This is a genomic window from Nocardiopsis sp. RV163 (assembly GCF_001029525.1).
Lineage (GTDB): Bacteria > Actinomycetota > Actinomycetes > Streptosporangiales > Streptosporangiaceae > Nocardiopsis > Nocardiopsis dassonvillei.
On record NZ_LEKI01000032.1, the window covers coordinates 21,245 to 43,456 of the forward strand.

The following is a 22,212-nucleotide window of genomic DNA, read 5'->3' on the forward strand; positions in this document are numbered from 1 at the left end:
TCCTCAGCTCCCGTTCCGGACGCCCCGGTGCTGGGGCATCCGGAAGTAGATCATCGGGTTGTCGGTGCTGGTGCGCACCGGCTCGCCCAGTCCCAGGTCCTCCCGCAGCTCCAGGAGGGCGGTGTAGGGAGCGGGGGCCCTCTTGCGGGAGGGGGTGAAGAAGTCCGTGCCGTTCTCGCGCAGCCACGACAGCACCACGGCGCCCTCGGTGAAGGGGAGGACCCGCTTGCCGTGGAAGACGTCGTGGACGCTGACCGGCGTCCCCGGTGCCACGCGCGGGAACAGCGCATCCAGGTACCACCTGGCGAACCGGCCGTTGTGCGCGGCGTCCACGAACAGGTACCCGATCCCCTCGGGGACCCGGGACATGTTCTCGCGGACGTCGCCCTTGTGGAACTCCCACCGGCCCAGGGACAGCTCGGAGGGCACGTTCGCCACCACGTTGTCCACGATGTCGAAGGAGTGCAGCGTCCCCCCGCCGTTGTCGCGCAGCGCGGACAGGATCCACGTGGTGGACCAGCCGTGGAAGGTCCCCAGCTCCATCACCGTGTCCGGCCGCGTCTCGCGCAGCAGCAGGTAGGTGATCTCCGCCTCCAGGTCGTCCAGCTGCGGCGTCATCCGCCCGCGCGTGCGCCGGAGGAACTCGCGCTGCGCGTCCCGCACCTTCGCCAGGGGGTCCCGGTACCTGCGGTACAGGTCCCCGATCAGCGCCAGGTCGATGTCTCCCATACCGTCCCCACTCCAGTGTCGCTCGATGGTCGCTCTCCGTGAACGCGGGCTTCAACCTACCCGCGACCCGGGACCGCACAACGCTTCACGACACCCTTCGCGGCGCGATTCCCGGACATTCTCGCGCATCCTCCTCCCCAGGTAGGAGGCTCCGCCGCCCGGACGGTCCCGGCCGGTCCGAGGGAGGGGCGCGTATTTCCTCCTCCGGACCGAGGCGCAGTGCGCGGGGCCGACCTAGTGTCGGGAGCGTCGGCAGGGAAGAGGAGACCGCCGGGACCCGCCCGGCGCACGACGGGGAGGACCGATGGCCGCCACCGGGGGGACGGGCACGACGGCCCGGACGGACGCGAGCACCGCCTCCGGCGTCCTGGACGCGGCCCTGGCCTGGCTCACCGACCACGCCGAGTGGTTCGGGCCGCGCTGGGACGACCACTTCCCGCCGCGCGACTTCGCCGGGTCCACCGTCATGGAGCTGCTCATGCTCTGCCGCCTCCTGCGCCGGACGGACCCGGCCCCGCCCGGAGCCGCGGAACTGGAGCGCGCCGCCGCTGAGCTGGCCCGCGACGCTGTCGCCGCGACCGCCGCCGGCGGGGAGGGCGAGAACCCGCCCTACCGGCTGTGGACGGCGGCGCTGCTGGCCGACCTGGGCCGTCCGGCGGACGGGCCCCTCGCGGACGCGCGCGCCCCGGCCGAGCAGCGGCCCCCGAGGCACCCCGGCGCGGGCGCCTCGCCGGTACTGGCCCTGGAACTGCGCCACATCCTCGACCTGGCCGGGCTCACCGCACCCGCGGACCTGCCCGGCGCCGCGCCGCTCTACGAGGCCTGCCTGGCCGAGCACGCGGGCGGCACCGGCGAGTACGACGCCTACGGGGTCACGCACGCCGTCCTGTACGCCACCGACTTCGGGGCCCGGCCGCTGCCGGGGGACGCCGCGCGGACGGGGCGCGTGCTCGACGGCCTGCTGCGCGCCTACCTGGACGAGGGCCACCTGGACCTGGCCGCCGAACTGCTCCTGTGCGCGCGGATCGTCCGAGGAGGGCCCTTCACGCTGGAACGGCGGGCCTGGGAGCGGCTGGCCGGGGCCCAGCGCCCCGACGGCTCCCTGCCCGGCCCGCCCTTCGACGCCGGGGTCCTGGCCGGGCGCACGGGGGAACGGGCCACCGCCTACGTCTTCCGCACCTGCTACCACACGACCCTGGTCACCGCGATGGCCGCCGCACACGCCGGGGCGACCGCGCGCCCGTGAGCGCGGGCCCCGCGACGAGAGGAGCACGTCCATGGCCGACGCCGCGACACCGTCGGCGTGCCCTGTGAGCCTGCCCACCGCGCGTGAGCACGCCCTGGACCCGCCTCCCCGCTTCGCCGAACTGCGCGAGAGGTCTCCGATCACCCGGCTGGCCCTGCCCGACGGGACGGAGGGGTGGCTCGTGACCGACTACGAGCTGGCCTGCGACGTCCTGGTGGACCAGCGCTTCAGCGCGCGGCAGGACATCCGCGTCCCACCGCCGGGGCAGGATCCGGCGCCTCCGGCGGCGCCCGGCTTCTTCGTGCGGATGGACGCGCCCGAGCACACCCGCTACCGCAGACGCCTGGCCGGGCAGTTCACCCGGCGGCGGATGCTCCTGCTGGAGTCGCGCATCGGGGAGATCGCCGAGGAGCACGTGGAGCGCATGCTCTCGGCGGGCGCGCCCGCCGACCTGGTGGCCGACTACGCCCTGCCGCTGCCGTCACTGGTCATCTGCGAGCTGCTCGGCGTGCCCTACGGGGAGCGCGAGCGGTTCCAGCGCGACACGGCGGTCGCCTTCGACGTGGGCCAGCCCCGGGAGCGGGTCTCGGCGGCGCTCGCCGACCTCAACGCCTTCCTGGCCGACCTGGTGCGCCGCAAGCGCCGCGAACCGGGGGAGGACCTGCTCAGCGGGTTGCTGGACGCTCCGGACCTGACGGACGGGGAAGTCGCGGCCATGGCCTTCCTGCTGCTGGTCGCCGGGCACGAGACGACGGCGAGCATGCTCGCCCTGGGCGCGTTCGCCCTGCTCACCCACCCCGGGCCGTGGCGCGGGGCGCTCACCGGCACCGATCCGAAGCCGGTGGCGCGGCTGGTGGACGAGCTGCTGCGCTACCTGACGATCATGCAGTTCGGGGCGATGCGGGTGGCCCGCGAGGACCTGCAGGTGCGCGGGGAGCGCGTCCGGGCGGGGGAGGCGGTCGTGGTCTCCCTGTCAGCCGCCAACCGCGATCCGCGGGCCTTCCCCGGACCCGACGTGCTCGACCCGGGGCGGGAACGACCCATGCACCTGGCCTTCGGTCTGGGCGCCCACCACTGCCTGGGCCACCAGTTGGCCCGGACGGAACTGCGGCTGGGGTACGGCACCCTGTTCCGGCGGATACCCGACCTGCGCCTGGCCGTCCCGCCGCACAGCGTTCGCATGCGCGACACCTCCGCGGTCTACGGGGTGCACTCCCTTCCCGTCGCCTGGGGCGGGTGAGGATCCGGCCCTGGGGACGGGATTCCAAAAAGAGGGGAATTCCCCGTCCGATACCCACAGCGATATCTTATGGAAAAGGGAATGGTTGCCGATTGAAGTCCTTGGGCACGGTGTCTCCTGCTCGGGTGTGATTGCCCGCAGGGCGGGAAATGAGGATCCCGGCGCGATGCTCGGACCTCTGTACTCGGCGGACACGGGCTGTGACCGGTTTCTTTGGTTTTATTCTCCGCTGGCCACATGCGGCCACGGGCGATGGGTTTGTCCGTGAGGGAGCGGGGATTTAAGGACGGCTGGCTTCTTTCAAATGGACAACCCCGGGTTCCCCCGCCCCCGCGCCCCGGAGGTTTCGCACGAAAAGGGGACAGGTCCGCTGATTACCCGTGTACTGATTATCGGTGACCAGGACGTAGTGAGGCTGGGACTGTGTACGGCCTTCGAAGCGACGGAAGACATCAAGGTGGTCGGAACGACCGGCGACCTGCGAGTGGCGGTGGCCAGGGCGCGGCAGCTCCGTCCCGACGTGGCCGTCGTCGACATGGCGGCGCTGGGGGAGAGGGGGAACGAGGTGGTCCGCGAGCTCTCGGAGCTGGACGACCCCCGCGTTCGCGTCCTCGCCCTGGCGGTGCCCAACGACAGGGACAACCTCGTGAGCTGCCTGCGGGCCGGCGCCTGCGGCTACATCCTCACCGGAAGCGACATGTCCGTCATCACCGACGCCGTGCGCTCGCTCCGGGAGGGGCACACCGTGCTCGACCCGGCCGTGGTCGGCACGGTCGTGGAGGAGTTCGTGCGCTACGAGGCGGCCGTGTGCGTCGGGGCGGACGACCCGGACTCGTACTGGAAGGAGCAGTTCACCGACCGCGAGAAGGACGTGGTCGCGCTGGTCGCCACCGGCGCCAGCAACGCCGAGATCGCCGGGGTCCTCGGGCTGTCCGAGACCACCATCAAGTCACACGTGTCCAGCGTCCTGGCCAAACGGGGACTGCGCAACCGAGTCCAACTGGTGGTCTGGGCCTTCCGGAGCGGGCTCGTCCCCGTCCGGGGCGGGGGCGCGGTGATCTAGGAGCGGTCGGCGTCCGCCGCCGGAGGCGGACGGGTCGGCCGAAGAGACGCGCGGTGCAGGTGGAGGGCCGCCGCGCGACCCCCCTGACCCCGGGTGCTCCGTCCCTCAGGACCCCTCCGAGCCCCGGGCGGAGCGCGACTCCACCAGGACCCGGACGCCGTCCAGGACGCGTTCGAGGCCGAACGCGAACTCGTGGTCGGACGAGTAGACCGTCCTGTGCTCCCTGCCCACCGTACTGCCCACCCGTGAGGCGAGCGGGTAGTCGCTGTCCCGTGTGAACGCCGCGAGCAGCGGGCCGTGGGTGCTCCACCACTGGCCGTCCGTCATCCCCGTGGCCCGTTCGGTCTCGCTGACCGCCGCGGCCTGGCTGGCGGCGCCCTCCGCGTAGCTGTTGACCAGGCTGACCGTGGAGTCCATCTCGACGTCGGACAGGCCCAGGCCGTCCACGGCGGACAGCTCGTACTCGTACTTGGCGATGAGGTGGGGGCCCAGGAGGCGGCCCCGCGGGGTCTGGAGCATCCAGGGGTGGCGCAGGAGCAGCCGCCAGTTCGCGTACGCCACCGCGCTCAGCCGTTCGCGCCAGTGCTCGGGGCGCTCGCCGTCCGCGTACATGTCGGCGTAGGCGGCGTCGAGCATGAGGTCGACCAGTTCGCCCTTGCCGGGCACGTAGGTGTACAGGGACATGGTCCCCACGCCCAGGCGTTCGGCGACCTTTCGCATGGACAGCGCGGCGAGCCCGTCGGTGTCGGCCATCTCCGAGGCCACGGCCACGATCCGGTCCACGCTCAGGTCCGGCTTGTTGCGGCGGCTGACGGGCTCCTGGGTCCGCCACAGCAGGGCGAGACTGCGCGCGGGGTCGCCGCTCTTGGTGTACTGCGTGGGCATCGGCCGTCCTGCTCTCGGTCCGGTGTCCGGCCAGTCTAGGGCGTGTTCCACGGGCGCACGCCCCGCTGCGCGGCGTCGCGGGGAGGCCGGGGCGCCGGGAGGTTCGCGGGGCCGGGACCCCTCCGGCCGGGGGAGCGGTCCCGGCCGGACGCGGCGGGCCGGCGCTCAGGCCCGCGGACGGAAGGCGTCCGCGTTCTCCCCGACCCACTCGACGAAGGTGCGCGCGGGCCTGCCCGTCACCTTCTCGACGGTGTCCTGGACCCTGGCGCCGACCTCGGGCGGGTCGGCGACCAGTTGCAGGCCGAAGGCCACGTACTCCTCGTCGTGGCCCAGGGCGCGCAGCCGCTCGGCCTCCTGCTCCAGGGTTAGGCGGACCAGCCCGATCTCGCGGCCGATCCCGCGCGAGAGCGCGGCCACCCGCTCCGCCGGGGTCAGCGCCTCGGGGCCGGTGAGGGGGTAGGTGCGGCCTCCGTGGCCGTCCTGGGTGAGGGCGGTGACCGCCACGGAGGCGATGTCGGCCTCGTGGACCAGGGCGCTGGGCGCGGTGCGCGCCTCGCGGACCACGCCCTCCGCTCGGACGGAGCCGGCCCAGTCCAGGGTGTTGGCCATGAACTCGACCGGGTGGAGCAGGGTCCAGGCCAGGTCGCTCGCGGCCAGGGCCTCCTCCACAGGTCCCGGGTAGAAGTCGCACAGCACCGACACCCGGCGCACGCCCGCCTTCGCGGCGAGTTCGACCAGTCGCGGCGCCGAGGCCAGGGGGCTGTGGTCGTCCCCGCCGAAGGTGATCAGGTGCAGCCCCGTGACCCCTTCGAGGTGCGGGGCGAGGCCGTCCGGGTCGGTGAGGTCGCCGCCGACGACCTGCGCGCCCTCGGGCAGGCGGGCCCGGCCGGGGGAGCGGGTCAGCGCGCGTACGGGGTGTCCGGCGCCGAGCAGTTGCCCGACGACGTGGCGGCCGACGTTGCCGGTGGCTCCGGCGACGAGGAAGGTCATGGCTCTCCATCCGTCCACTGGGGGGTCCTTGGTTTCCGTAAGCCGTACAGTACGGTGTACGGAAATGGTGAGCAAGAGTGGCCCGGGTGTCCGGGGGTGGCGGTTCGGGGCGGGAGCAGGGCGTGCGGAAGGCCCTCGGGCGGCCCCGGGCCCGGAGTGGGATCAGGGCGTGCGAAAGGCGCCCCGGACGTCGGCGGGCCTTTCCGCGTTCTGTCCGGGTCGGCGGACGTCGCCGGGGCGAGGCCGGAGCGGTCGGCGTCGGTCAGGCGGGCTTGGCCGGGCAGGCGAACAGGTGGTCGTCGACCACACCCACGGCCTGGAGGTAGGAGTAGACGATGGTGGTGCCCACGAAGGTGAAGCCGCGCTTCTTCAGATCCTTGCTGACCCGGTCCGACAGCGGGGTGCTCACCGGGACCTCGGAGGGTTCGGTGAAGCGGTTGACCACGGGCGTTCCGTCCACCCAGCCCCACAGGTAGGCCGCGAAGGTGCCGTACTCCTCTCGCACGTCCCCGAAGGCCCGGGCGTTGCGGGGGAGCGAGGCCACCTTGAGCCGGTTGCGGATGATACCGGCGTCCTGGAGCAGCCGGTCGGTCTCCTCCTGGCCGTACTCCGCGATCCGCTCCCGGTCGAACCCCTCCAGGGCCCGCCGGTAGTTCTCCCGCTTGTTGAGCACGGTGGACCAGGACAGCCCGGCCTGCGCGCCCTCCAGGACGAGCATCTCGAACAGGTGCGTGTCGTCGCGGGAGGGCCTGCCCCACTCGTGGTCGTGGTAGGCCCGCATCAGCTCGGAGGACCCACGTGCCCAGGCACAGCGCTGGTCGGACATGGCAGCTCCTCGGGGCCGGCGGCGGTGGTCGCCTCCATGGTGCCGCAGGTCGGTGACACTCCGGACGCGACCTCGGGTCGGGGTGCGTTGCGCAGGTGCCTCGCCGGTCGCGGTCCTGATCGGTGGTGCGGGTGTGCCGGTCCTGTGTGTGAAGCCATGGATTGGTTGGGGCCTGGCTTTGCGGGTGAAATGTCTGTTTCTTGGCAATTCGGAAATTCGGCTGCTTGCCGCTGGTAAGTTTGCAGGTCAGTGACTGTGCTCCCCGCGCACGCGGGGGTGGTCCCCACGGCCCGGTCCACGTCCAGGTAGGAGCACCGTGCTCCCCGCGCACGCGGGAATGGTCCCAACGACTGACCGCGAAGGGCCGCAGCGTCCGGCATCTCAGGCGGTGCCGCGCCAGGATCTCCAGTCACGGGCCCTCCGTTCGGATCGTCGGATCAGCGGTTCTCGTTCTCTCCCCTTCATGGAAACAGGGCCGCCGCCGCGCCGGAAGGCGCCTCCTGCTTCTGTGGACAACTTCGGAGTACGCCCTTTTCGCGCGCCCTCAGAAGCCCCATCAGAAACACCAGTATCAAGTTTCGCATAAGAAATCAGAACGCCCACAAAGGGAGGATTTTCATAACGCGTAAGTCACAAAAACCCGATATGGTTATAAAACGCTGAGGGGTGCGCATCATATGTCGGTGGCGGGCCGGAACGGGAGCGGACAAAGGGAGGCCAACGGGTCGTGGCGAGTGGCGCGCGGGTGCCGGACGTTCATGAGACACCGGTCGGGCAGGAGGCGCAGGCAGTCTGCTACAAGGAACTCGTGGACCCCGGCTGGTCGGGGCTGCCGGGCCGCAGACGCCCCATCCTGCTCGTCCACGGCCCCCGGGGGTACGGCAAGTCCCACTTCGCCCTGCACAAGGCCCGCGAGCTGGAGAGGCTCGGCGTCCCCCACGCCCACCTCGACCTCGCCGACGTCAGATACCACTCCAGCGTCCCCGACGCCTTCGCGGCGATCTCCTCCCACCAGGAGAGGGGGCTCGCGCGGGCCCTGCGCTACTACGGACGCCTCCAGTTCCCCCGGCTCTGGATCAGCCTCATCACCGTCCGCTTGGAGATCGACCCAGACGGGGAACCGGTCGACGAGGGGGACATCAGGAGCCGCAACGACCGGGCGCACGCCGAGATCACCGCCCTGGTGGACCAGGTGTGGCCCAGCGGCATGGGGCGGTTGAGCAGGTTCCTGAGCGAGGCGGGCGACCTCATTCCGCCCGCCGAGCTGGTCGGCGTCGATCCGCTGCCGGTCGACCTCGCCCGATGGGCCGCCGCCGTGTCGGGCGTGGGCGCCCGTGTCCTGGACCGCGTCTTCGAGTGGATGCGCGCCCAGGGCCAGGGCGGGCAGGCCCGGGAACAGGTGGCCGACTCCCTCTACCACCTTTGGCTCCAGGCGCGCGAGCCCGACGCCGTGGACGCGGTGTCGCGCATCTCCAACCGGGAGAAGGTGGCCCGCTTCCTGAGCGAGGCCCTGTTCACCGACCTCCAGCACGCGGCCAGGCGCGTGGGCTACCAGCCCACCCCGGTCCTGCTGCTGGACAACGCCGACCGGGGAGTGGGGCCCGTGCTGCTGCGGGCCCTGGCCGAGGCCCCGGCGCCCTTCGCGCGGAGCGGGCTCCTCGGCGGCGCCGGCTTCCCGGAACCGCTCACCGTGGTCGCCACCGCGTCCGAGACGGTCGACGGCGTGCCCCTCCAGCGGTTCTACGAGGACACCCGCCAGTACATGCGCTTCTCGGTCCTGGAACCGCTGGACAGGCGTGCCGTCGGCGAGCTGTTCTCGCGCGCCCGCTCCCGGGCCAAGGGCAGCGGCCACGTCTCGAACGAGATCGTCGACATCCTCGCGGACTTCACCGGAGGGCACCCGGGAACCACCGCCCAGCTCGCCGACGCCTGGGTCGCGGTCCGGGGCACCAGCCTGCACGCCGCGCTCGCCCACCGCCCCGTCGACCCGGTCACCGGGCTGGAGTCCGCGGTGACCGTGGAGGAGGGCATGCTCGCCACGGCCCTCGGCGTCGACCCGGATCGCCTCGACCAGCGCCTGCGGGAGGCGCTGGTCACCTGCTCAGCCGCCAGGGACGCCGACGCGGGGCTGTGGCTGAACCGGTCGGGCGGACTCACCGAACGCGTCGAGGAGGACCGCCTCCTCGAATACCCCCTGTGGGACCGCGCGGCCCCGGAGACGACCACCGTGCTGCGCCGCCTGCTGTGCCGCAGCCTGGCCCGGCGCCCGAGCGGGGCCCCGGGGGACTGGGACGCCGTCCACCGCAGACTCGCCGACCACTACCAGAGCGGGGAGTCCGACAACCGGCGCTCCGCCGAGTGCGCGATCTACCACCGCCTCTGCGCGGGGCAGCTCACCCGAGTGGCCTGGCATCTCCAGGGCTGGCTCAAAGCCCCCGACATCGGCGGCGAGGAGTGGGTCCGCCTGCTGCGCGGCGTCACCGCGGCGCCCCTGCGGGTCCGGCCGTCGTTCCCGCTCCTGGACGCGTGGACGCACACCTGGCAGCGGCACGCGGACCCGGAGGGGGCCGATGACGCGGAGGAGACGGAGACCGTCCTCAAGCTCGTCGCGGCCCGCCAGATCCTCAACGATCCAGACCTCTTCCGTTCCGGGGCGCTGCACTCGGTCTGCCACATGGCGCTGAACGACCTCGCCGGGCGGGCGCCGAAGGGAGCCGCGCACATCTTCGACGAGGCGGCGTGGCACCTGCGGCTGGTCGCCAAGTTCGGCGCCAAGGCGTGAGCGGCCAGCCACCACAGAAGGGACGACCATGAACGGCCCCTACGACGCGCCCCTGTCCCCGCATGTGCCCGGCGGACCGGGCTCCCTGGTCCGCAGATGGCTGCGGCGGTGGTGGAAGCTGGCCGTTCCGGCGCTGGTGCTCCTGCTGCTGCTCCCGGTCGCCCTCTACTGGGACGTGTTCACCTGCGGCGGGCCCGGAAGCGGCGTGCGCCTGTCCGAGGGGCAGTGCGTGGGCGTGACCGACGGGTCGTACGTCTACCACGAGGAGTACGCCGAGGTGCAGGCCGCCATCGCGCGCGAGAACACCCGGGTGGCGGAGGAGGCCGACGGGCACGTCGTCCGCATCGCCCTCCTGGGCACGCTCACCTTCGGCGACGTCAGCCCCATGGACCCCGTCCGTATGGTCAGGTCGCTGCAGGGGGCCCACACCGCCCAGATGCGGGCCAACCACACCCCCCACTTCGGTGATCAGAGCCCGGCGATCCAGCTCCACCTGGCTAACATGGGCGGGCAGCAGGAGAGCTGGGAGCCGGTGGTGGACGAACTCGCGGCCATGGCCGAAGACGAGGGGAACCCCCTGGTCGCGGTAGTCGGCATGGGGGTGAGCGTCAGCTCCACCCGGGACGTGGCGGCCCGCCTGGACGTGCACGGCGTCCCCATGGTCTCCGCCGCGGTCACCGCCGACGGCCTGGCCCACCCCGACACGCCGGGGCTGATGCGCGCCGCGCCAAGCAACACCGAGTACGTGCGGGCGCTGCGCGCCTACCTCGACGACCTGGAGGAGACGCCCAGGGCGAGCCTGGTCTACGACGCCAACGAACCCGACCTGTTCGTCTCCTCACTGCGCGAGGCCTACGAGAACCAGCTCGGCGTCTACATCACCGGGCACCCCCAGGAGTACACCGGCACCACCGTCGGGGACCCGCCGCGCGCGGGCCTGTTCCACACGGTGACCCTCAACGTGTGCGCCTCGGACACCGACACGGTGCTCTTCGCGGGGCGGGCCCCGGACCTGGAGGAGTTCCTGGCCTCCCTGGCCAGCCGGGCCTGCTCCGACCAGCACTTCCGGGTCCTGTTCTCCGTGATCGGCCTGACCGCCGTGGACGACGAGGAGGTGATGGGCTACCTGCGCGACGGGGACATCACCCTGGTCTACGCCTCGTCGGTCGATCCGCGCTGGAGCACGGGGCGGGCCCCCGAGAACGCGCCGCCGCACTACGCGTCGTTCGTGAGCGCCTTCCAGGAGTACGCGGGGGACGAGGACCCCGACGCCCTGAACAACGGATACGCGCTGGTCAACCACGACGCGTTCGCCGTGGCGGCCAGTGCGGTGCGGATGACCAACGGGATGGACCTGGGCGGCGGGCCTCCCACCTCGGAGGAGGTGGCCTCCCAGTTGATGCTGCTCAACAGCGCCCACGAGGTACGGGCGGGCGGCGGGACCCTCGGTTACAGCGACGAGTACGGCGGGGAGGCGGTCGGCCGGTACGTGCCCGTGGTCGAGCTGCCCTTGGAGGGGGAGGAGCCCAGGGCCCACCCGCACGTCATCGGCGGTGTCGCGGGGGTGTGACTTCCTGGTTCCGGGCGGCTGCCGCGCTCGACGGTGCCCGCAGGCGTCGGGCCTTTTGGGGCCGGGCACGCATGGACGCTGGCCGGGTGCGGTGGCACGTCTGCGGGGACGTGGTCTCCGCGCACGCGGGGACGGCCCCGGGCTGTGCGGCGTCCGCCAGTAGGCGCCGGATGTGTGCTGGCCGGAACCGTCACCGGTGTGACGCAAGGGTTCTGACCTGCGGTGATCTTGTACTTATAGCGAGGTTCGACCGTCGAACCTCGCTATAAGTACAAGATCACCGGGAAAGGGAGCGCACCACTGTGCGATGGCGTACCCGAAGAACCTAGTAGCGGACATCCTCAGTGCGGTGCTGTGTCTCGTTTGTACAGGCTCGTCTTCCGGGGTCGCCCTGCCAACACCCGCCGGGCGCGGACGCTACAGTGATCACGGAACGAGTACACGAAGGCCCCTGGCGACCAAGATCACCAGGGACCTTTCGTTTGGACTGGGTCAGCCGTCGGTCTTCACGCAGTCGACGAACCGACGCCACTCCGGCGACTCGAACAGCAGGTGCCCTCGGTCGCGGTACTTCGTGTCGCGAACGGCTGACACTCCGGGGGCGTCGGCGACCTCGACGCAGTTGCCGCCGCTGGGCTGGCTGTAGCTCGACTTACGGAAGTTCAACAGGGTGGGAACTGAGGTCATGGTCTTCTACTCGATCATCTGTCGAAGGTGGTCGATCGTCTCGCCGGGACGGAGAGCGGCCAGGCGCAGGTGGTTCATCAGGTTTCTGTAGCGGGCGACCTCGTCGGGCTCCTCCAAGTAGATTCCATCGGTGTCCGTTTCCAAATAGACCACCGTGGGGTCGACCGATTCGGGAAACTCCAGGATGACGAAGGGGCCTCCGCTCCCCGCGTTGAGCTGGGCCGCGCGTGTCATCTGGAGGGTCAGATTCGGGCGCTCGGCCATCTCCAGCAGGTGGCGGACCTGCTCCTGACGCACCATCGGGTGCTGCTCCAACCTCAGAAGTGCGGTCTCGTCAAAAATGGCCCACAGCTCAGGTGCGTCTTCATCATCCAGGATGCGCTGTCGTGTCATCCGCGCGTCGACGATGCGGTGGATGTCCTCCGGCCGCAACAACGCGGCCTGGGCGATGACCTCCATGTATCCCGGCACCTGGAGCAGGCCGGGCAGGACCACAGGCTCCCACGTGGAGATCGCGTTGGCCTCGGTCTCGAATCCCACGTATCTCGCGGCCAGAACGTCTCGGTACCGGTTCCACCAACCGCGTTCGAGGGACTGGCGGCACAGGTCGAGGATCTCCTCGTACTCGCGGCCGGGTGACAGCCCACAGGCCTTGAGGATGGCGCGGATTTCCGGGAGCTTCGGGCGCTGCTTGAGGCCGGATTCGATGTTGGAATACGTCGACTTGGACAGCTCGGCGGCCTTCGCGACTTCCTCACTGGTCATGCGCGCGGCTTGGCGGATGCGTCGCAGCTCAGCGGACAGGCGACGTCGACGGATGGTTGGCGAGTACCTGGTGGCCATGATGCCCCTGATCGTAGATCGTCGTCGGTCAGAGAGGGACATTTTAGGAATCCTGTAACTGGATATCGGGTGTAAGCGTACAACTAGGAATCCCATCCTTGAAAAGTTGGAATCCTAGTTGCATCATGAGGCTACTCAGTCCTTGCCGGGCTTCCCACCCGGCAGCCGAGAGGAGTCGCCTCGTGCGATACCTGATCCAGTTCTTCGTGATGCTGCGGCGGGCGATAGCCCCGCCCGCCCGGGGCCGCCACACGCGGTCCGCGCCGCCTCCCGCTCGAATCCAAGCCCCACGCCGCCGCACGCCCGTGTGCCGCCGCTGGGAGTGGCAGGATCCGCCGTCCCTTCCTCCGCAGCCCGTCGAACCCCCGGTGGAGCGCGACCTCATCCCGCCCTACTACCGGGCATGGGAGCGGACGCGAGCACACAAGCGACCCGCCCCCGACCACCTCGGCGGCGACCTCCTGCACGTCATCGCCCCGGCCGCGCCGCCTCCCCGCCCGCCGGACGACCTCACCGACCTCGCCGCCGTGGTCCGCCAATGGCACACCGCCCAGACCGCCCAGACCGCCCAGACAGCCCAGGCCATCCAGGCCGCCCGAACCTTCGAGGGGGCGAGGGCGTGAACTCCCTCGCCTTCCGGTCTCGCCGCAGCCGCAGCCGCCGCACCCGTCCCTTTCTGGCCGTGCTCCCCACGGCACGGGTCAGCGTCGCCACGGGCGCTCTCCCGATCGTGCGCGCCGCGCACCAGGTACTCCGGGAGGCGAACCGATGATGTCCGCGACCACCGCCGTCACCATCACGGACCTGACGTGCGACGACGTCCGTCTGTGCCGCGAGGCCAACGGGTCCGGCTCCCTCGCCTCCCTGGCCGTGGCCGCCTGCCACGTCGACCTCTCCCCGGGCTGGAGCGCGCGCGGCCGCGCCGCGCGGGTCGCCGCCCTGGAGAAGCTCGCCCGCCTGGCTCAGCAGGCCGCCCGCGAGCTTCGCGATTCCGGTCAACGGCAGGAGTGCGAACCATGACCGCCGTGCCCGAACCGCGCCGCGAACCGAGGACCGTGTTCGAGGTGCGCGAGGTGGAGAGCAGGGAGGCCCTGCAAGCCTGGGCGCGCGCCCACGGGGTGAGGGTCCGCTACCTGGGCTCGACCTGGCAGCACGAGGAGGTCTACGGAGCCCAGCAGGGCACACGGGTCCGTGTGTGCCGCACCCCCTGGGAGTACCACCGCCTCCACCCGGTCGTGTGGAGGTCACCGCTGGAGGCACTGCCACCGGACAAGCCGCCGTCCATTCCCCGGCAGCGCACGCCCATTCCCTGAACCGGCCGCGCGCCGGGCGGCTCCGAGCCCCCGGCGCGCGGCCCCGTCCTCTGTCTTCCGCCCCCATCCCACCCCCGACTAAGGACTCCCGTGACCCACACACCCCGCACCGAACTGCCCGTTTACCTGCTCACCGTGGCCGAGGTGGGCGACCTGTTCAGGGTCGATCCCAGGACCGTGAACCGGTGGGTCGCACAGGGGCGCGTCCCCGTGGTGCGCACCCCCGGCGGTCACCTGCGCCTCGACCTGGCCGAGGTCCGCCGACTGCTCCGGATCGACCAGCCGCCCAGCACCTGAACCCGCGCACACGGCGGAGCCGACACCGCGCGTCCGACTCGGAAAAAAGATTCTGTACGCCGTACGGAATTATCTCCGATCCCCTTGTGTTCTCCGGATCGTAGGCCGTACTGTACGGCGTACGACAAGCGTGGAGAGGGGAACGCTGTGAACACGACCGGAGGCGCGATCAACGCGCGCGGTCTGGGCAAGCGCTACGGGAGGAGCTGGGCGCTGCGCGGGTTCGACCTGGACGTGCCCGCGGGCAGTGTGTGCGGACTGCTCGGCCCCAACGGCGCTGGCAAGACCACCGCCGTACGCGTCCTGGCCACGCTGCTGCGCGCGGACGAGGGCACCGCGCGCGTCGCCGGGTACGACGTGGCCTCGCAGGGGGACGCGGTCCGCCGGAGCATCGGCCTGGTGGGCCAGAACGCCGCCGTGGACGAGGTGCTCAGCGGACGGCAGAACCTGGAGATGTTCGGCCGCCTCTACCACCTGGGCGCCCGGCGCGCCGCCGAGCGGGCCGACGAGCTGCTGGAACGCTTTCGCCTGGCCGACACCGGACGCAAGCCGGTCAGCGCCTACTCCGGCGGCATGCGACGACGCCTGGACCTGGCCGCGAGCATGATCCTGTCCCCGCCCGTGCTGTTCCTGGACGAGCCCACCGTCGGGCTCGACCCCCGGGGCCGCAACGAGGTGTGGAACGCCGTCCGCGCCCTGGTGGCGGGCGACACCACGGTTCTGCTCACCACCCAGTACCTGGAGGAGGCCGACCAACTGGCGGACCGGATCTCGGTGGTCGACTCCGGCCGCGTCGTCGCCGAGGGCACACCGGAGGAACTCAAGTCCCGGCTGGGCGGCGACCGGCTCGACGTGGTGCTCCACGGGGCCGCCGCGCTGGACCGGGCCGCCGCCCTCATCGGCAGGGTGACCGGAGAACGGCCCGAGGTCGAGGCCGACGCGCGTCGGATCGGCGTCGGCGTCCGCAGCCGGGTCGAGGCCCTCACCGAGGTGGTGAGGGCGCTGGAGGAGGAGGGGATCGAGGTGGAGGACGTCGCGCTGCGCCGTCCGACCCTGGACGAGGTCTTCCTGCACCTGACCGGCGGTCATGAGGACCGCGGGGACCACGGCGAGCGCGGCGAGCACGAGGAGCACGGCGACCGGGTGGGGGATAGCCGATGAACGACACCGTCATCCGGGGCGCGGCGTCCGCGCCCGCCGACCGGCTGCGCTGGGCGCTGGCGGACGGGTGGACCATCGCCCGGCGCGACGTCGTGCACTGGCTGCGCCAGCCCGGCCAGCTCGTCGCGGGACTGCTGTTCCCCGTGGTCATGGTGCTGATGTTCGGGTTCCTGTTCGGCGGGGCGATGACCGTGCCCGGCGGCGGGGACTACCGGGAGTTCCTGATGCCCGGCATGTTCGCCATGGCGATGGTCTTCGGGGTGGGCGAGACGGTCACCGCCGTGTCCCAGGACGCCGCGCGCGGCGTCACCGACCGGTTCCGCTCCATGCCCATGGCGCCCTCGGCCGTCGTGGTGGGCCGGTGCGCGGCGGACATGCTCCGGTCGGCGATCACCCTGGCCCTGCTGGTCCTGTGCGGCCTGCTCGTGGGGTGGCAGTGGAACGGCGGCACCGGTGAGGCCGCCGCCGGGATCGGGCTGCTCCTGCTGCTGCGCTTCTCGCTGGTGTGGGTGGGCGTCTACGTGGGCCTGGCCGTGCGGGGCGAGGGCGCCCTCGGGGCCGTGCACATGCTGGAGTTCCCGCTGGGCTTCCTGTCCAACGCCTTCGTGGCGACGGCGTCCATGCCGGTGTGGCTGGGCGCGGTCGCGGACTGGAACCCGCTGTCGTCCACGGTGGCCGCCACCCGGGAGCTGTTCGGCAACCCGGGGTGGGGCGGGGAGGGCTGGATCGCGCAGAACGCGGTGCTCATGGCGGTGGTCTGGCCGCTGGTGCTCACGGCTGTCTTCTTCCCGCTGTGCGTGCGGCGGTTCCGGGCGCTCGGCCGCTGAGGGTCGATACGGTGACCGAAAGCTGCATCGGCCCGGCCTCTTCACCGTGATCTTGTACTTATAGCGAGTCTCGACCGTCCAACCTCGCTATAAGTACAAGATCATCGCAGTTCAGAACCCTCGCGTCACACCGGTAACGGTTCCGGCCACTAGGTGTGCCTGCCTGGGCCCGGGACTTCCTCCAACGCGGTGAGGAAGGCCCGGGCCCGCCTGCGTTGGCGTGCGGTGAGCGGCATCGCCACGAACAGAATGAAGGAGAACACCACGATGCCCACGACGTTGCCCCAGAGCCCGGGGCCGGTGATGCTCATCGTTACCGACCACAGGTTCAACGCCAGACCCAAGCCGAAGACAGTGGCCATCGTCTTCGGCCAGTACTGCTGACGCAGAACCGACTCGGCCTGGTGGCGGGCGATCTGGTTGACCAGGGGGTCGGTGCCGGGGGCGCCGAGGCGGACCAGCCGCGCGGCCTCGCGCATCCCCGCCCGGTCGGTGTCCGGAGGGAGAGGGGTCGAAGGAAGCGATCTGACGATGACCACGGTCATGAAAATGCCGAAGAGGGCCCCCGAAACCGCCCCGAACGGAAGGGCCCACACGGCGCTGTCCCCCACGGACTGGAGGAAGAAGGCCCAGAAGAGCCCCGTGACAGCACCGAAGAAGAGGCCGCCGACGAGGCCAGCGCGGATCGCGTAACCACGTGGGTACCGGTGGGCGTAGGCACGGATACGGACGAACAGGGGAGGGCGCTGCTGGTTCACCGGACCATCCGTCTCTGGTCCGTGTCGTAGAGGTCGCAGAAGGTGCGCATGCGCTGGCGCCGGGCCCTGAGAGCCAGAGCGAAGAAGGCGAACCCGGCGAAGAGCGAAATGTTGTTCAGACCTATCGCTATGAGGGCGGGGTCCTCGTGCCGGAACCCTAGAACGAGCAGGAACACACCGTTGCCGATCATCAGCCCGTTCAGGGCGAGATAGCTGACCAGCCCCCAGCGGGGCAACACCCAACCGAAGGACCTGAGGTGCACTCCGGCGTGGGCACGTGCGAGGAAGTTCGTCCAGGGGTCACCGCCCATGACGGCGTTGCTCGACAGGACCCGCGCCTCACGCAGTTGTTCGCGCGTTGTCCATGGAGGCAGGTTCTTCGGGTGCACCGCGTCCAAGGAGGCGGTGAGAAACAGAGCGAGGACGTTGAGCAGGGGAAGAGGAACCAACAAGGCGGTTCCGAGGGCGTCGGAGAAGGTTGCGGCGGCGTCCGCCCAGGCGGGGTCCACACCGAACCAGACGAGATCCCTCATGACGACATGGAGGCCCTTCGCCACCGCGAGAACGATGAGGAGCAGGAAGGACGTGATCCAGCAGACCACCATCACACCGAACCCCGGGCCGTACAGGTCCTTGTAACTCGGGACGCGGGCGTTCGGGGGCTGGTGCACGCATCCTCCACGGGCCCGGGGCAGGGGGAAGCGCGGTCGGGCCGGTGTCGCGCCTGGCTGAATCCTAGACGAGGCAGGGCATTCCGGGCGCGCCGTGACCGCCTCCGGCCGCGCACGCGTTTCCATGTACGGTCCACCGTCACCGGCTGCCGCGCTGGACTCCGCCTTCCGGCCCCGGCGGCCAGCGGCACGGCCCCCTCAGTCCTCCGCCAGCCACTCCGATCCCTCGGGCCACTCCGCTTCCTCCACCCCTCGCGGTCCCTCCAGCGGCAGCCGCACCGTGAACGTGGTCCCCTCGCCGACGATGCTCTCCACCGCCACCGTCCCGCCGTGCAGCTCCACCAGGTTGCGCACGATGGCCAGCCCCAGCCCGCTCCCTCCCGTACGCCGGTTGCGCGACTTGTCCGCCCGCCAGAACCGGTCGAACACGTGCGGCAGGTCCTCCTCCGGGATGCCCACACCGGTGTCGGCCACCTCGACGACCGCCTCCCCGTCCGAGCGGCGCGCCCGCACGGTCACCGTTCCGGGCGCCGGGGTGTGCCGCAGCGCGTTCCCCAGCAGGTTCCCGACCACCTGCACCAGCCGGGTCCGGTCGGCGACGACCACCACGTCCCCGGCCTCCGCCACCAGCCGCAGCCCGGCCCCTGCGGCCCTCAGCCGCTGGCTGTCCACCACCTGCTCCACGAGCGCCCCCGCGTCCACCGGCTCCGGTGACAGCCGCAGCTTGCCCGCGTCCGCCAGCGCCAGGTCCTGGAGGTCGTCGACGATGTCCTGGAGCAGCAGCGTCTCGCCGACCAGCATCCCCATCCGCTCCCGGTCCAGGTCGGCGACCCCGTCCTGGGCCGCCTCCAGCCAGCCGCGCAGGTTGCTCAGCGGCGTACGCAGTTCGTGCGAGACGTCGCTGACCATCGCCCGGCGCTGCTTCTCCAACCGCTCCAGGTGCTCGGCCATCTCGTTGAACGCGTCCGCGAGCTGGCCCAGCTCACCGGAGTCGCGGACCTCCACCCGCGAGTCCCCCCGCCCCTCGCGCATCCGCCGCACCGCGTCGGTCAGCGCGCGCACCGGGCGGACGAGCCGCGTGGCCACCGCCACGCTCACCACCACCGTCAACACCAGTACCAGCAGCACAACGCCGAACACCCGGACCAGGCCCTCGCCGGTCAGCGACACGACGCCCGACGCCTCCGCCTCGGGGTCGTCGGTGAACAGCAGCGCCGCCGGGGCCACGTAGGGGTCCAACTGCTCGCGCCGGGCGGAGTCCAGGCACGCGGAGGTGCGCGCGTCGAAGCGAGGCGGCTCGGGAGGCGCCCCGGACCCCCGACCGCCCATCTCCTCGGGAACCGCTCCCGGGGCCGGGACCTCCTCGGATACCAGAGGAGGCGACGGCTCTTGCGACGCCGCCGGTTCGCCCTGCCCGGGAGACGGGACCGAGCCCCCGGACGGGTCCGGCTCCGCCTCGGACGGTTCCCCGGGCACGGGGTCCGCGCCGCCGCCCGGATCGTCCGGCGCCTCTCCCGGAGCGCCCGTCTCCTCCCCGGGCGCCGAGGGCTCACGTGGGGCGCGGGCCTCGTCCGCGAAGCTCCCGGAGTCCGTCGCGAGGCCGCCGGGGGCCGTCGCGGAGCCGACGGGGAACGCCACGGGGACCCCGAGGGCCCCGTCCATCCGGTACTCCGCCTCGGCCTCCTCGGGAGCCTCCACACCCAGGCAGGTCCTGAACAGGCCGTTCAGCTCCTCCAACGCCTCCCGTTCAACGTCGGTCGGCTCCTCCAGCGCCTCCAGCCCGCAGTCCAGCCAGACGTACCGGTTCGCCTGGGACACGGCGACGGCGGGGCGTCCGCTGGGCCCGGCCTCCACCTCCACCGCCATCCCGTACAGGTCGCGCAGGCAGGACGCGGTGTCCTCCGCCCTCTCGGCCAGACGGAGCCGCTCCCGCTCCGGCAGCGCGAACGGCCCCACCGCGCGTGGGTCGATGCGCCCGGTGACCTCGGAGGCGAGGGTGACGTCCACCGCCAGCGGATCGACCACCGAGGTCGTCCGCCGCGGAAGCGGCCGGACCCCCTCGGCCGAGTCCGCGACCAGTCCGCGGTTCTCGGTGGTCAGGACGATCCGACGCCCCGTCTCCTCGGACAGGCGCCCCACCGTCTCGCCCACGCCGTCCCACCCGGGGTGGGCGGCGGCGTAGGCGACGAGCGTGTCGTGGATGCGGGTGTCCACGGCCAGGGTCTCCCCCTGCTGCACGGTGAGCGACTCCGACGTCCTCTGCACCGCCAGCCACGCCGTCGCGAAGATCGAGCAGACCGCCACCAGGACCGAGCTCGCCAGCAGGCGCGCCAGCAGGCTGTGCCGCAGCGCGCCCCTACGCCGTCCGGTCATCGCTCTTCCCGACGAGCTTGTAGCCGACGCCGTACACGGTGACCAGCCGCACCGGCCTGCGCGCGTCCGGCTCCAGCTTCCGGCGCAGGTTCTTCACGTGCACGTCGATGGTGCGCTCGGTGATGAACCGGCTCATGCCGTGGATGTGCTCCAGCAGTTGCGCGCGCGTCAGGACCCGGCCCGGCTGGGCGGCGAGCGCGGCGAGCAGTTGGAACTCGGCGGGCGTGCACGTGACCGGGGCCCCGTCCACCCGCACCGCGTGGCGCGACGGGTCCACCGAGACCGGGCCCGCGTGCAGCACCCGGTCCGCGCCGTCGGTGTCCCTGCGCGAGCGGCGCAGCAGCGTGCGCACCCGCGCCATCAGCTCACGCGGACTGTAGGGCTTGGTGACGTAGTCGTCCGCGCCCAGGTCGAGCCCGGTGAGCAGGTCCTCCTCGGTGGAACGGGCGGTGAGCATCAGCACCGCCACGTCGGACTCCGCCCGCAGGGCCCGGCACGCGTCGAGTCCGCTCATGACCGGCATCATCACGTCCAGGACGACCAGGTCGGGGCGGTCCCGGTGGTGCGCCGCGACCGCCGCGCGCCCGTCGTGCACGACGCGGACGAAGTGCCCCTCGTGCTCCAGGTAGCGCCGGATCAGGTCGGCCTGGTTGACGTCGTCCTCGGCGACCAGCACATGCGCGCACACGGGGACCTCCGATCGGCTTCCGGCCCGGTCGGGCCTCGGTGCGGCTCGATCGTACGCGTGCGCGCGGGGGCGCCGGAGCGGGCCGGTGGAGCCCCCGCAGGTCACCACACAGGTCCCACACGACGGGCACACGGGTTCTTCACATTCGTCGGCCAGTGTTCGTTGTCGTCCGGAGCGCGAGCACGCCGGACGACTCCCCGAACGAAGCCGGACGGAAATCCCATGCGCCCAACGACGCCCGCACGCCCCACCCGGGCACTGACGCTCCTCACGGCCGCCGCACTGACGGCGCTCACCGCCTGCTCGTCCGCTCCGGACGGCGGGGCGGCGTCGGAGGAGGCGCCCGTCGACGCCGCCGGCAACGGCGTCGAGGGTGTGGAGATCGCGACGGTCGTCGGCGACGGGATCGACGTCCACGCCGAGCCCGGAGGCGGGGAGGTGCTGCACACCCTCGCGAGTCCGAACGACTTCGGGGTGGAGCGCGCGTTCCTCGTCGAGCGCAACGAGGGCGAGTGGCTCCAGGTCCTGCTGCCTGTCCGACCGAACGGCAGCACGGGCTGGGTGAGGAGCGACGACGTGTGGCTGACCTCCACGGCGTACCGCGTGGAGGTCGACACCGGCGAATTCGAGTACACCGTCTTCGACGGGGACGAGGAGGTGCGCACCGGGGTGATCGGTACGGGTGAGGGCGAGACCCCCACCCCCGAGGGCCGCTACTACTTCACCGAACTGCTCCAGCCGCCGGACCCGGAGGGGCCCTACGGGGTCTACGCCTTCGGCCTGAGCGGGTTCTCCGAGACGTTGGAGACGTTCGCGGGCGGGCCCGGCCAGCTCGCCGTGCACGGCACCGACGACGAGGAAGCCCTGGGCCGCGAGGTCAGCCACGGGTGCGTCCGGGTCTCCAACGAGGACATCACCTGGATGGCCGAGAACCTGCCGATCGGCACCCCGGTCGAGATCTCCGGCTGAGGCGACCGCCTCCGGGCCGCCGCGCGGGACGGTATCCCGCGCACACGAACCCACACACGAGGACCGACATGCGCCTGAAGAACTACCTGATCGTCGCCGGTTTCGCGGCCGCCGCCCTGTTCGGCGGATCTCCCGTCTGGGCCGACGAATCGTCCACCCCCACCCCCGCCCCGGCCGAGGCGGCGCAGCGCGGTGAGGGTGTCGGTCTCGGGCCGGGCCTTGATCCGGTCGGCCGGTTCGAGGGCGTCCGCGGCCACGGCGCGCAGCAGGCGGAAGAGGTCGGATGGGCGGACG

The 22,212-nt window shown here is 71.7% G+C and carries 22 protein-coding genes and 1 pseudogene; 13 read left to right on the plus strand and 10 right to left on the minus strand.

Translation table 11 applies throughout. The features are described from left to right. Nucleotides 1-3: 3 nt before the first annotated feature. On the minus strand, nt 4-729 hold the full coding sequence (locus ABD54_RS08610) for a class I SAM-dependent methyltransferase (RefSeq protein WP_047868905.1): 726 nt from the start codon (nt 727-729) through the stop codon (nt 4-6). Between the two features lie 304 nt (nt 730-1,033). Between ABD54_RS08610 and ABD54_RS08615 the strand changes: the two genes are divergently transcribed. From ABD54_RS08615 to ABD54_RS08625, 3 genes are all read left to right on the plus strand, one after another. Next, entirely contained in the window at nt 1,034-1,975 is a 942-nt protein-coding gene (locus ABD54_RS08615; RefSeq protein WP_047868906.1) for a DUF6895 family protein, read from the plus strand. A 31-nt stretch (nt 1,976-2,006) separates the two neighbouring features. Then, nucleotides 2,007-3,215 (plus strand): cytochrome P450, encoded by a 1,209-nt coding sequence (locus ABD54_RS08620; protein WP_047868907.1) that lies wholly within the window; start codon nt 2,007-2,009, stop codon nt 3,213-3,215. 391 nt (nt 3,216-3,606) lie between these two features. Continuing rightward, nucleotides 3,607-4,278 (plus strand): response regulator transcription factor, encoded by a 672-nt coding sequence (locus ABD54_RS08625; RefSeq protein ID WP_268778177.1) that lies wholly within the window; start codon nt 3,607-3,609, stop codon nt 4,276-4,278. Nucleotides 4,279-4,383: 105 nt separating this feature from the next. Here ABD54_RS08625 and ABD54_RS08630 read toward each other — a convergent pair whose 3' ends face one another. From ABD54_RS08630 to ABD54_RS08640, 3 genes are all read right to left on the minus strand, one after another. Continuing rightward, nucleotides 4,384-5,163: a TetR/AcrR family transcriptional regulator gene (locus ABD54_RS08630; protein ID WP_047868908.1), complete on the minus strand. Its 780-nt coding sequence runs from the start codon at nt 5,161-5,163 to the stop codon at nt 4,384-4,386. Nucleotides 5,164-5,328: 165 nt separating this feature from the next. Then, nucleotides 5,329-6,153, minus strand: coding sequence for an SDR family oxidoreductase (locus ABD54_RS08635; protein ID WP_047868909.1), 825 nt, complete (start codon nt 6,151-6,153; stop codon nt 5,329-5,331). Nucleotides 6,154-6,415: 262 nt separating this feature from the next. Further along, entirely contained in the window at nt 6,416-6,979 is a 564-nt protein-coding gene (locus tag ABD54_RS08640; RefSeq protein ID WP_047868910.1) for a DNA-3-methyladenine glycosylase I, read from the minus strand. 727 nt (nt 6,980-7,706) lie between these two features. Here ABD54_RS08640 and ABD54_RS08645 point away from each other — a divergent pair. Next, complete coding sequence (locus ABD54_RS08645) at nt 7,707-9,761, plus strand: hypothetical protein (RefSeq protein ID WP_235432012.1); 2,055 nt, start codon at nt 7,707-7,709, stop codon at nt 9,759-9,761. A gap of 28 nt (nt 9,762-9,789) precedes the next feature. Continuing rightward, nucleotides 9,790-11,331: a hypothetical protein gene (locus ABD54_RS08650; protein WP_082166742.1), complete on the plus strand. Its 1,542-nt coding sequence runs from the start codon at nt 9,790-9,792 to the stop codon at nt 11,329-11,331. Nucleotides 11,332-11,823: 492 nt separating this feature from the next. On the opposite strand, the gene ABD54_RS08655 is transcribed toward ABD54_RS08650, so the two are convergent. Both ABD54_RS08655 and ABD54_RS08660 read right to left on the minus strand, forming a co-directional pair. Continuing rightward, nucleotides 11,824-12,018, minus strand: coding sequence for a DUF397 domain-containing protein (locus ABD54_RS08655; RefSeq protein ID WP_047868912.1), 195 nt, complete (start codon nt 12,016-12,018; stop codon nt 11,824-11,826). A 6-nt stretch (nt 12,019-12,024) separates the two neighbouring features. Beyond that, entirely contained in the window at nt 12,025-12,861 is an 837-nt protein-coding gene (locus ABD54_RS08660) for a helix-turn-helix transcriptional regulator (RefSeq protein ID WP_047868913.1), read from the minus strand. Between the two features lie 182 nt (nt 12,862-13,043). On the opposite strand from ABD54_RS08660, the gene ABD54_RS28910 reads away from it, so the two are divergent. From ABD54_RS28910 to ABD54_RS08690, 6 genes are all read left to right on the plus strand, one after another. Continuing rightward, complete coding sequence (locus ABD54_RS28910; RefSeq protein WP_235432013.1) at nt 13,044-13,484, plus strand: hypothetical protein; 441 nt, start codon at nt 13,044-13,046, stop codon at nt 13,482-13,484. Between the two features lie 148 nt (nt 13,485-13,632). Then, nucleotides 13,633-13,881, plus strand: coding sequence for a hypothetical protein (locus ABD54_RS08670; RefSeq protein WP_235432014.1), 249 nt, complete (start codon nt 13,633-13,635; stop codon nt 13,879-13,881). Beyond that, nucleotides 13,878-14,174, plus strand: coding sequence for a hypothetical protein (locus ABD54_RS08675; RefSeq protein WP_047868916.1), 297 nt, complete (start codon nt 13,878-13,880; stop codon nt 14,172-14,174). The genes ABD54_RS08670 and ABD54_RS08675 overlap by 4 nt, the downstream gene beginning before the upstream one ends. 90 nt (nt 14,175-14,264) lie before the next feature. After that, on the plus strand, nt 14,265-14,471 hold the full coding sequence (locus tag ABD54_RS08680; protein ID WP_082166743.1) for a helix-turn-helix domain-containing protein: 207 nt from the start codon (nt 14,265-14,267) through the stop codon (nt 14,469-14,471). A gap of 147 nt (nt 14,472-14,618) precedes the next feature. Continuing rightward, nucleotides 14,619-15,632 (plus strand): ATP-binding cassette domain-containing protein, encoded by a 1,014-nt coding sequence (locus ABD54_RS08685; protein WP_047868917.1) that lies wholly within the window; start codon nt 14,619-14,621, stop codon nt 15,630-15,632. Then, nucleotides 15,629-16,459 (plus strand): ABC transporter permease, encoded by an 831-nt coding sequence (locus tag ABD54_RS08690; protein WP_047868918.1) that lies wholly within the window; start codon nt 15,629-15,631, stop codon nt 16,457-16,459. Before ABD54_RS08685 ends, ABD54_RS08690 begins: the two co-directional genes overlap by 4 nt. Nucleotides 16,460-16,608: 149 nt before the next feature. Here the strand turns inward: ABD54_RS08690 and ABD54_RS08695 are convergent, their stop codons facing one another. The 4 genes from ABD54_RS08695 to ABD54_RS08710 all read right to left on the minus strand — a co-directional run bounded on the left by ABD54_RS08695 (nt 16,609) and on the right by ABD54_RS08710 (nt 20,949). After that, nucleotides 16,609-17,217 carry a hypothetical protein gene (locus ABD54_RS08695; protein WP_047868919.1) on the minus strand — a complete coding sequence of 203 codons (609 nt, stop codon included), beginning with the start codon at nt 17,215-17,217 and terminating at the stop codon, nt 16,609-16,611. Further along, a complete protein-coding gene (locus tag ABD54_RS26690; RefSeq protein ID WP_053063562.1) occupies nt 17,214-17,888 on the minus strand; it encodes a hypothetical protein in 675 nt (224 codons plus the stop codon). Before ABD54_RS26690 ends, ABD54_RS08695 begins: the two co-directional genes overlap by 4 nt. 198 nt (nt 17,889-18,086) lie before the next feature. Continuing rightward, nucleotides 18,087-20,261, minus strand: coding sequence for a cell wall metabolism sensor histidine kinase WalK (locus ABD54_RS08705; protein ID WP_047868920.1), 2,175 nt, complete (start codon nt 20,259-20,261; stop codon nt 18,087-18,089). After that, nucleotides 20,245-20,949 (minus strand): response regulator transcription factor, encoded by a 705-nt coding sequence (locus ABD54_RS08710; protein WP_047868921.1) that lies wholly within the window; start codon nt 20,947-20,949, stop codon nt 20,245-20,247. The genes ABD54_RS08705 and ABD54_RS08710 overlap by 17 nt, the downstream gene beginning before the upstream one ends. Before the next feature lie 222 nt (nt 20,950-21,171). Here ABD54_RS08710 and ABD54_RS08715 point away from each other — a divergent pair, with 222 nt between their 5' ends. Both ABD54_RS08715 and ABD54_RS28300 read left to right on the plus strand, forming a co-directional pair. Further along, nucleotides 21,172-21,918, plus strand: coding sequence for a L,D-transpeptidase (locus ABD54_RS08715; RefSeq protein WP_047868922.1), 747 nt, complete (start codon nt 21,172-21,174; stop codon nt 21,916-21,918). Nucleotides 21,919-21,986: 68 nt separating this feature from the next. After that, a pseudogene (locus ABD54_RS28300) lies at nt 21,987-22,212 on the plus strand (hypothetical protein); the annotation flags it as partial.

Coding starts and splice junctions, on each gene's coding strand:
- ABD54_RS08715 (WP_047868922.1), top strand. CDS start 21,172: ATGCGCCCAACGACGCCCGCACGCCCCACCCGGGCACTGACGCTCCTC.
- ABD54_RS08650 (WP_082166742.1), top strand. CDS start 9,790: ATGAACGGCCCCTACGACGCGCCCCTGTCCCCGCATGTGCCCGGCGGA.
- ABD54_RS08630 (WP_047868908.1), bottom strand. CDS start 5,163: ATGCCCACGCAGTACACCAAGAGCGGCGACCCCGCGCGCAGTCTCGCC.
- ABD54_RS08670 (WP_235432014.1), top strand. CDS start 13,633: ATGTCCGCGACCACCGCCGTCACCATCACGGACCTGACGTGCGACGAC.
- ABD54_RS08690 (WP_047868918.1), top strand. CDS start 15,629: ATGAACGACACCGTCATCCGGGGCGCGGCGTCCGCGCCCGCCGACCGG.
- ABD54_RS08635 (WP_047868909.1), bottom strand. CDS start 6,153: ATGACCTTCCTCGTCGCCGGAGCCACCGGCAACGTCGGCCGCCACGTC.
- ABD54_RS08620 (WP_047868907.1), top strand. CDS start 2,007: ATGGCCGACGCCGCGACACCGTCGGCGTGCCCTGTGAGCCTGCCCACC.
- ABD54_RS08655 (WP_047868912.1), bottom strand. CDS start 12,018: ATGACCTCAGTTCCCACCCTGTTGAACTTCCGTAAGTCGAGCTACAGC.
- ABD54_RS08705 (WP_047868920.1), bottom strand. CDS start 20,261: ATGACCGGACGGCGTAGGGGCGCGCTGCGGCACAGCCTGCTGGCGCGC.
- ABD54_RS08675 (WP_047868916.1), top strand. CDS start 13,878: ATGACCGCCGTGCCCGAACCGCGCCGCGAACCGAGGACCGTGTTCGAG.
- ABD54_RS08660 (WP_047868913.1), bottom strand. CDS start 12,861: ATGGCCACCAGGTACTCGCCAACCATCCGTCGACGTCGCCTGTCCGCT.
- ABD54_RS08610 (WP_047868905.1), bottom strand. CDS start 729: ATGGGAGACATCGACCTGGCGCTGATCGGGGACCTGTACCGCAGGTAC.
- ABD54_RS08615 (WP_047868906.1), top strand. CDS start 1,034: ATGGCCGCCACCGGGGGGACGGGCACGACGGCCCGGACGGACGCGAGC.
- ABD54_RS08640 (WP_047868910.1), bottom strand. CDS start 6,979: ATGTCCGACCAGCGCTGTGCCTGGGCACGTGGGTCCTCCGAGCTGATG.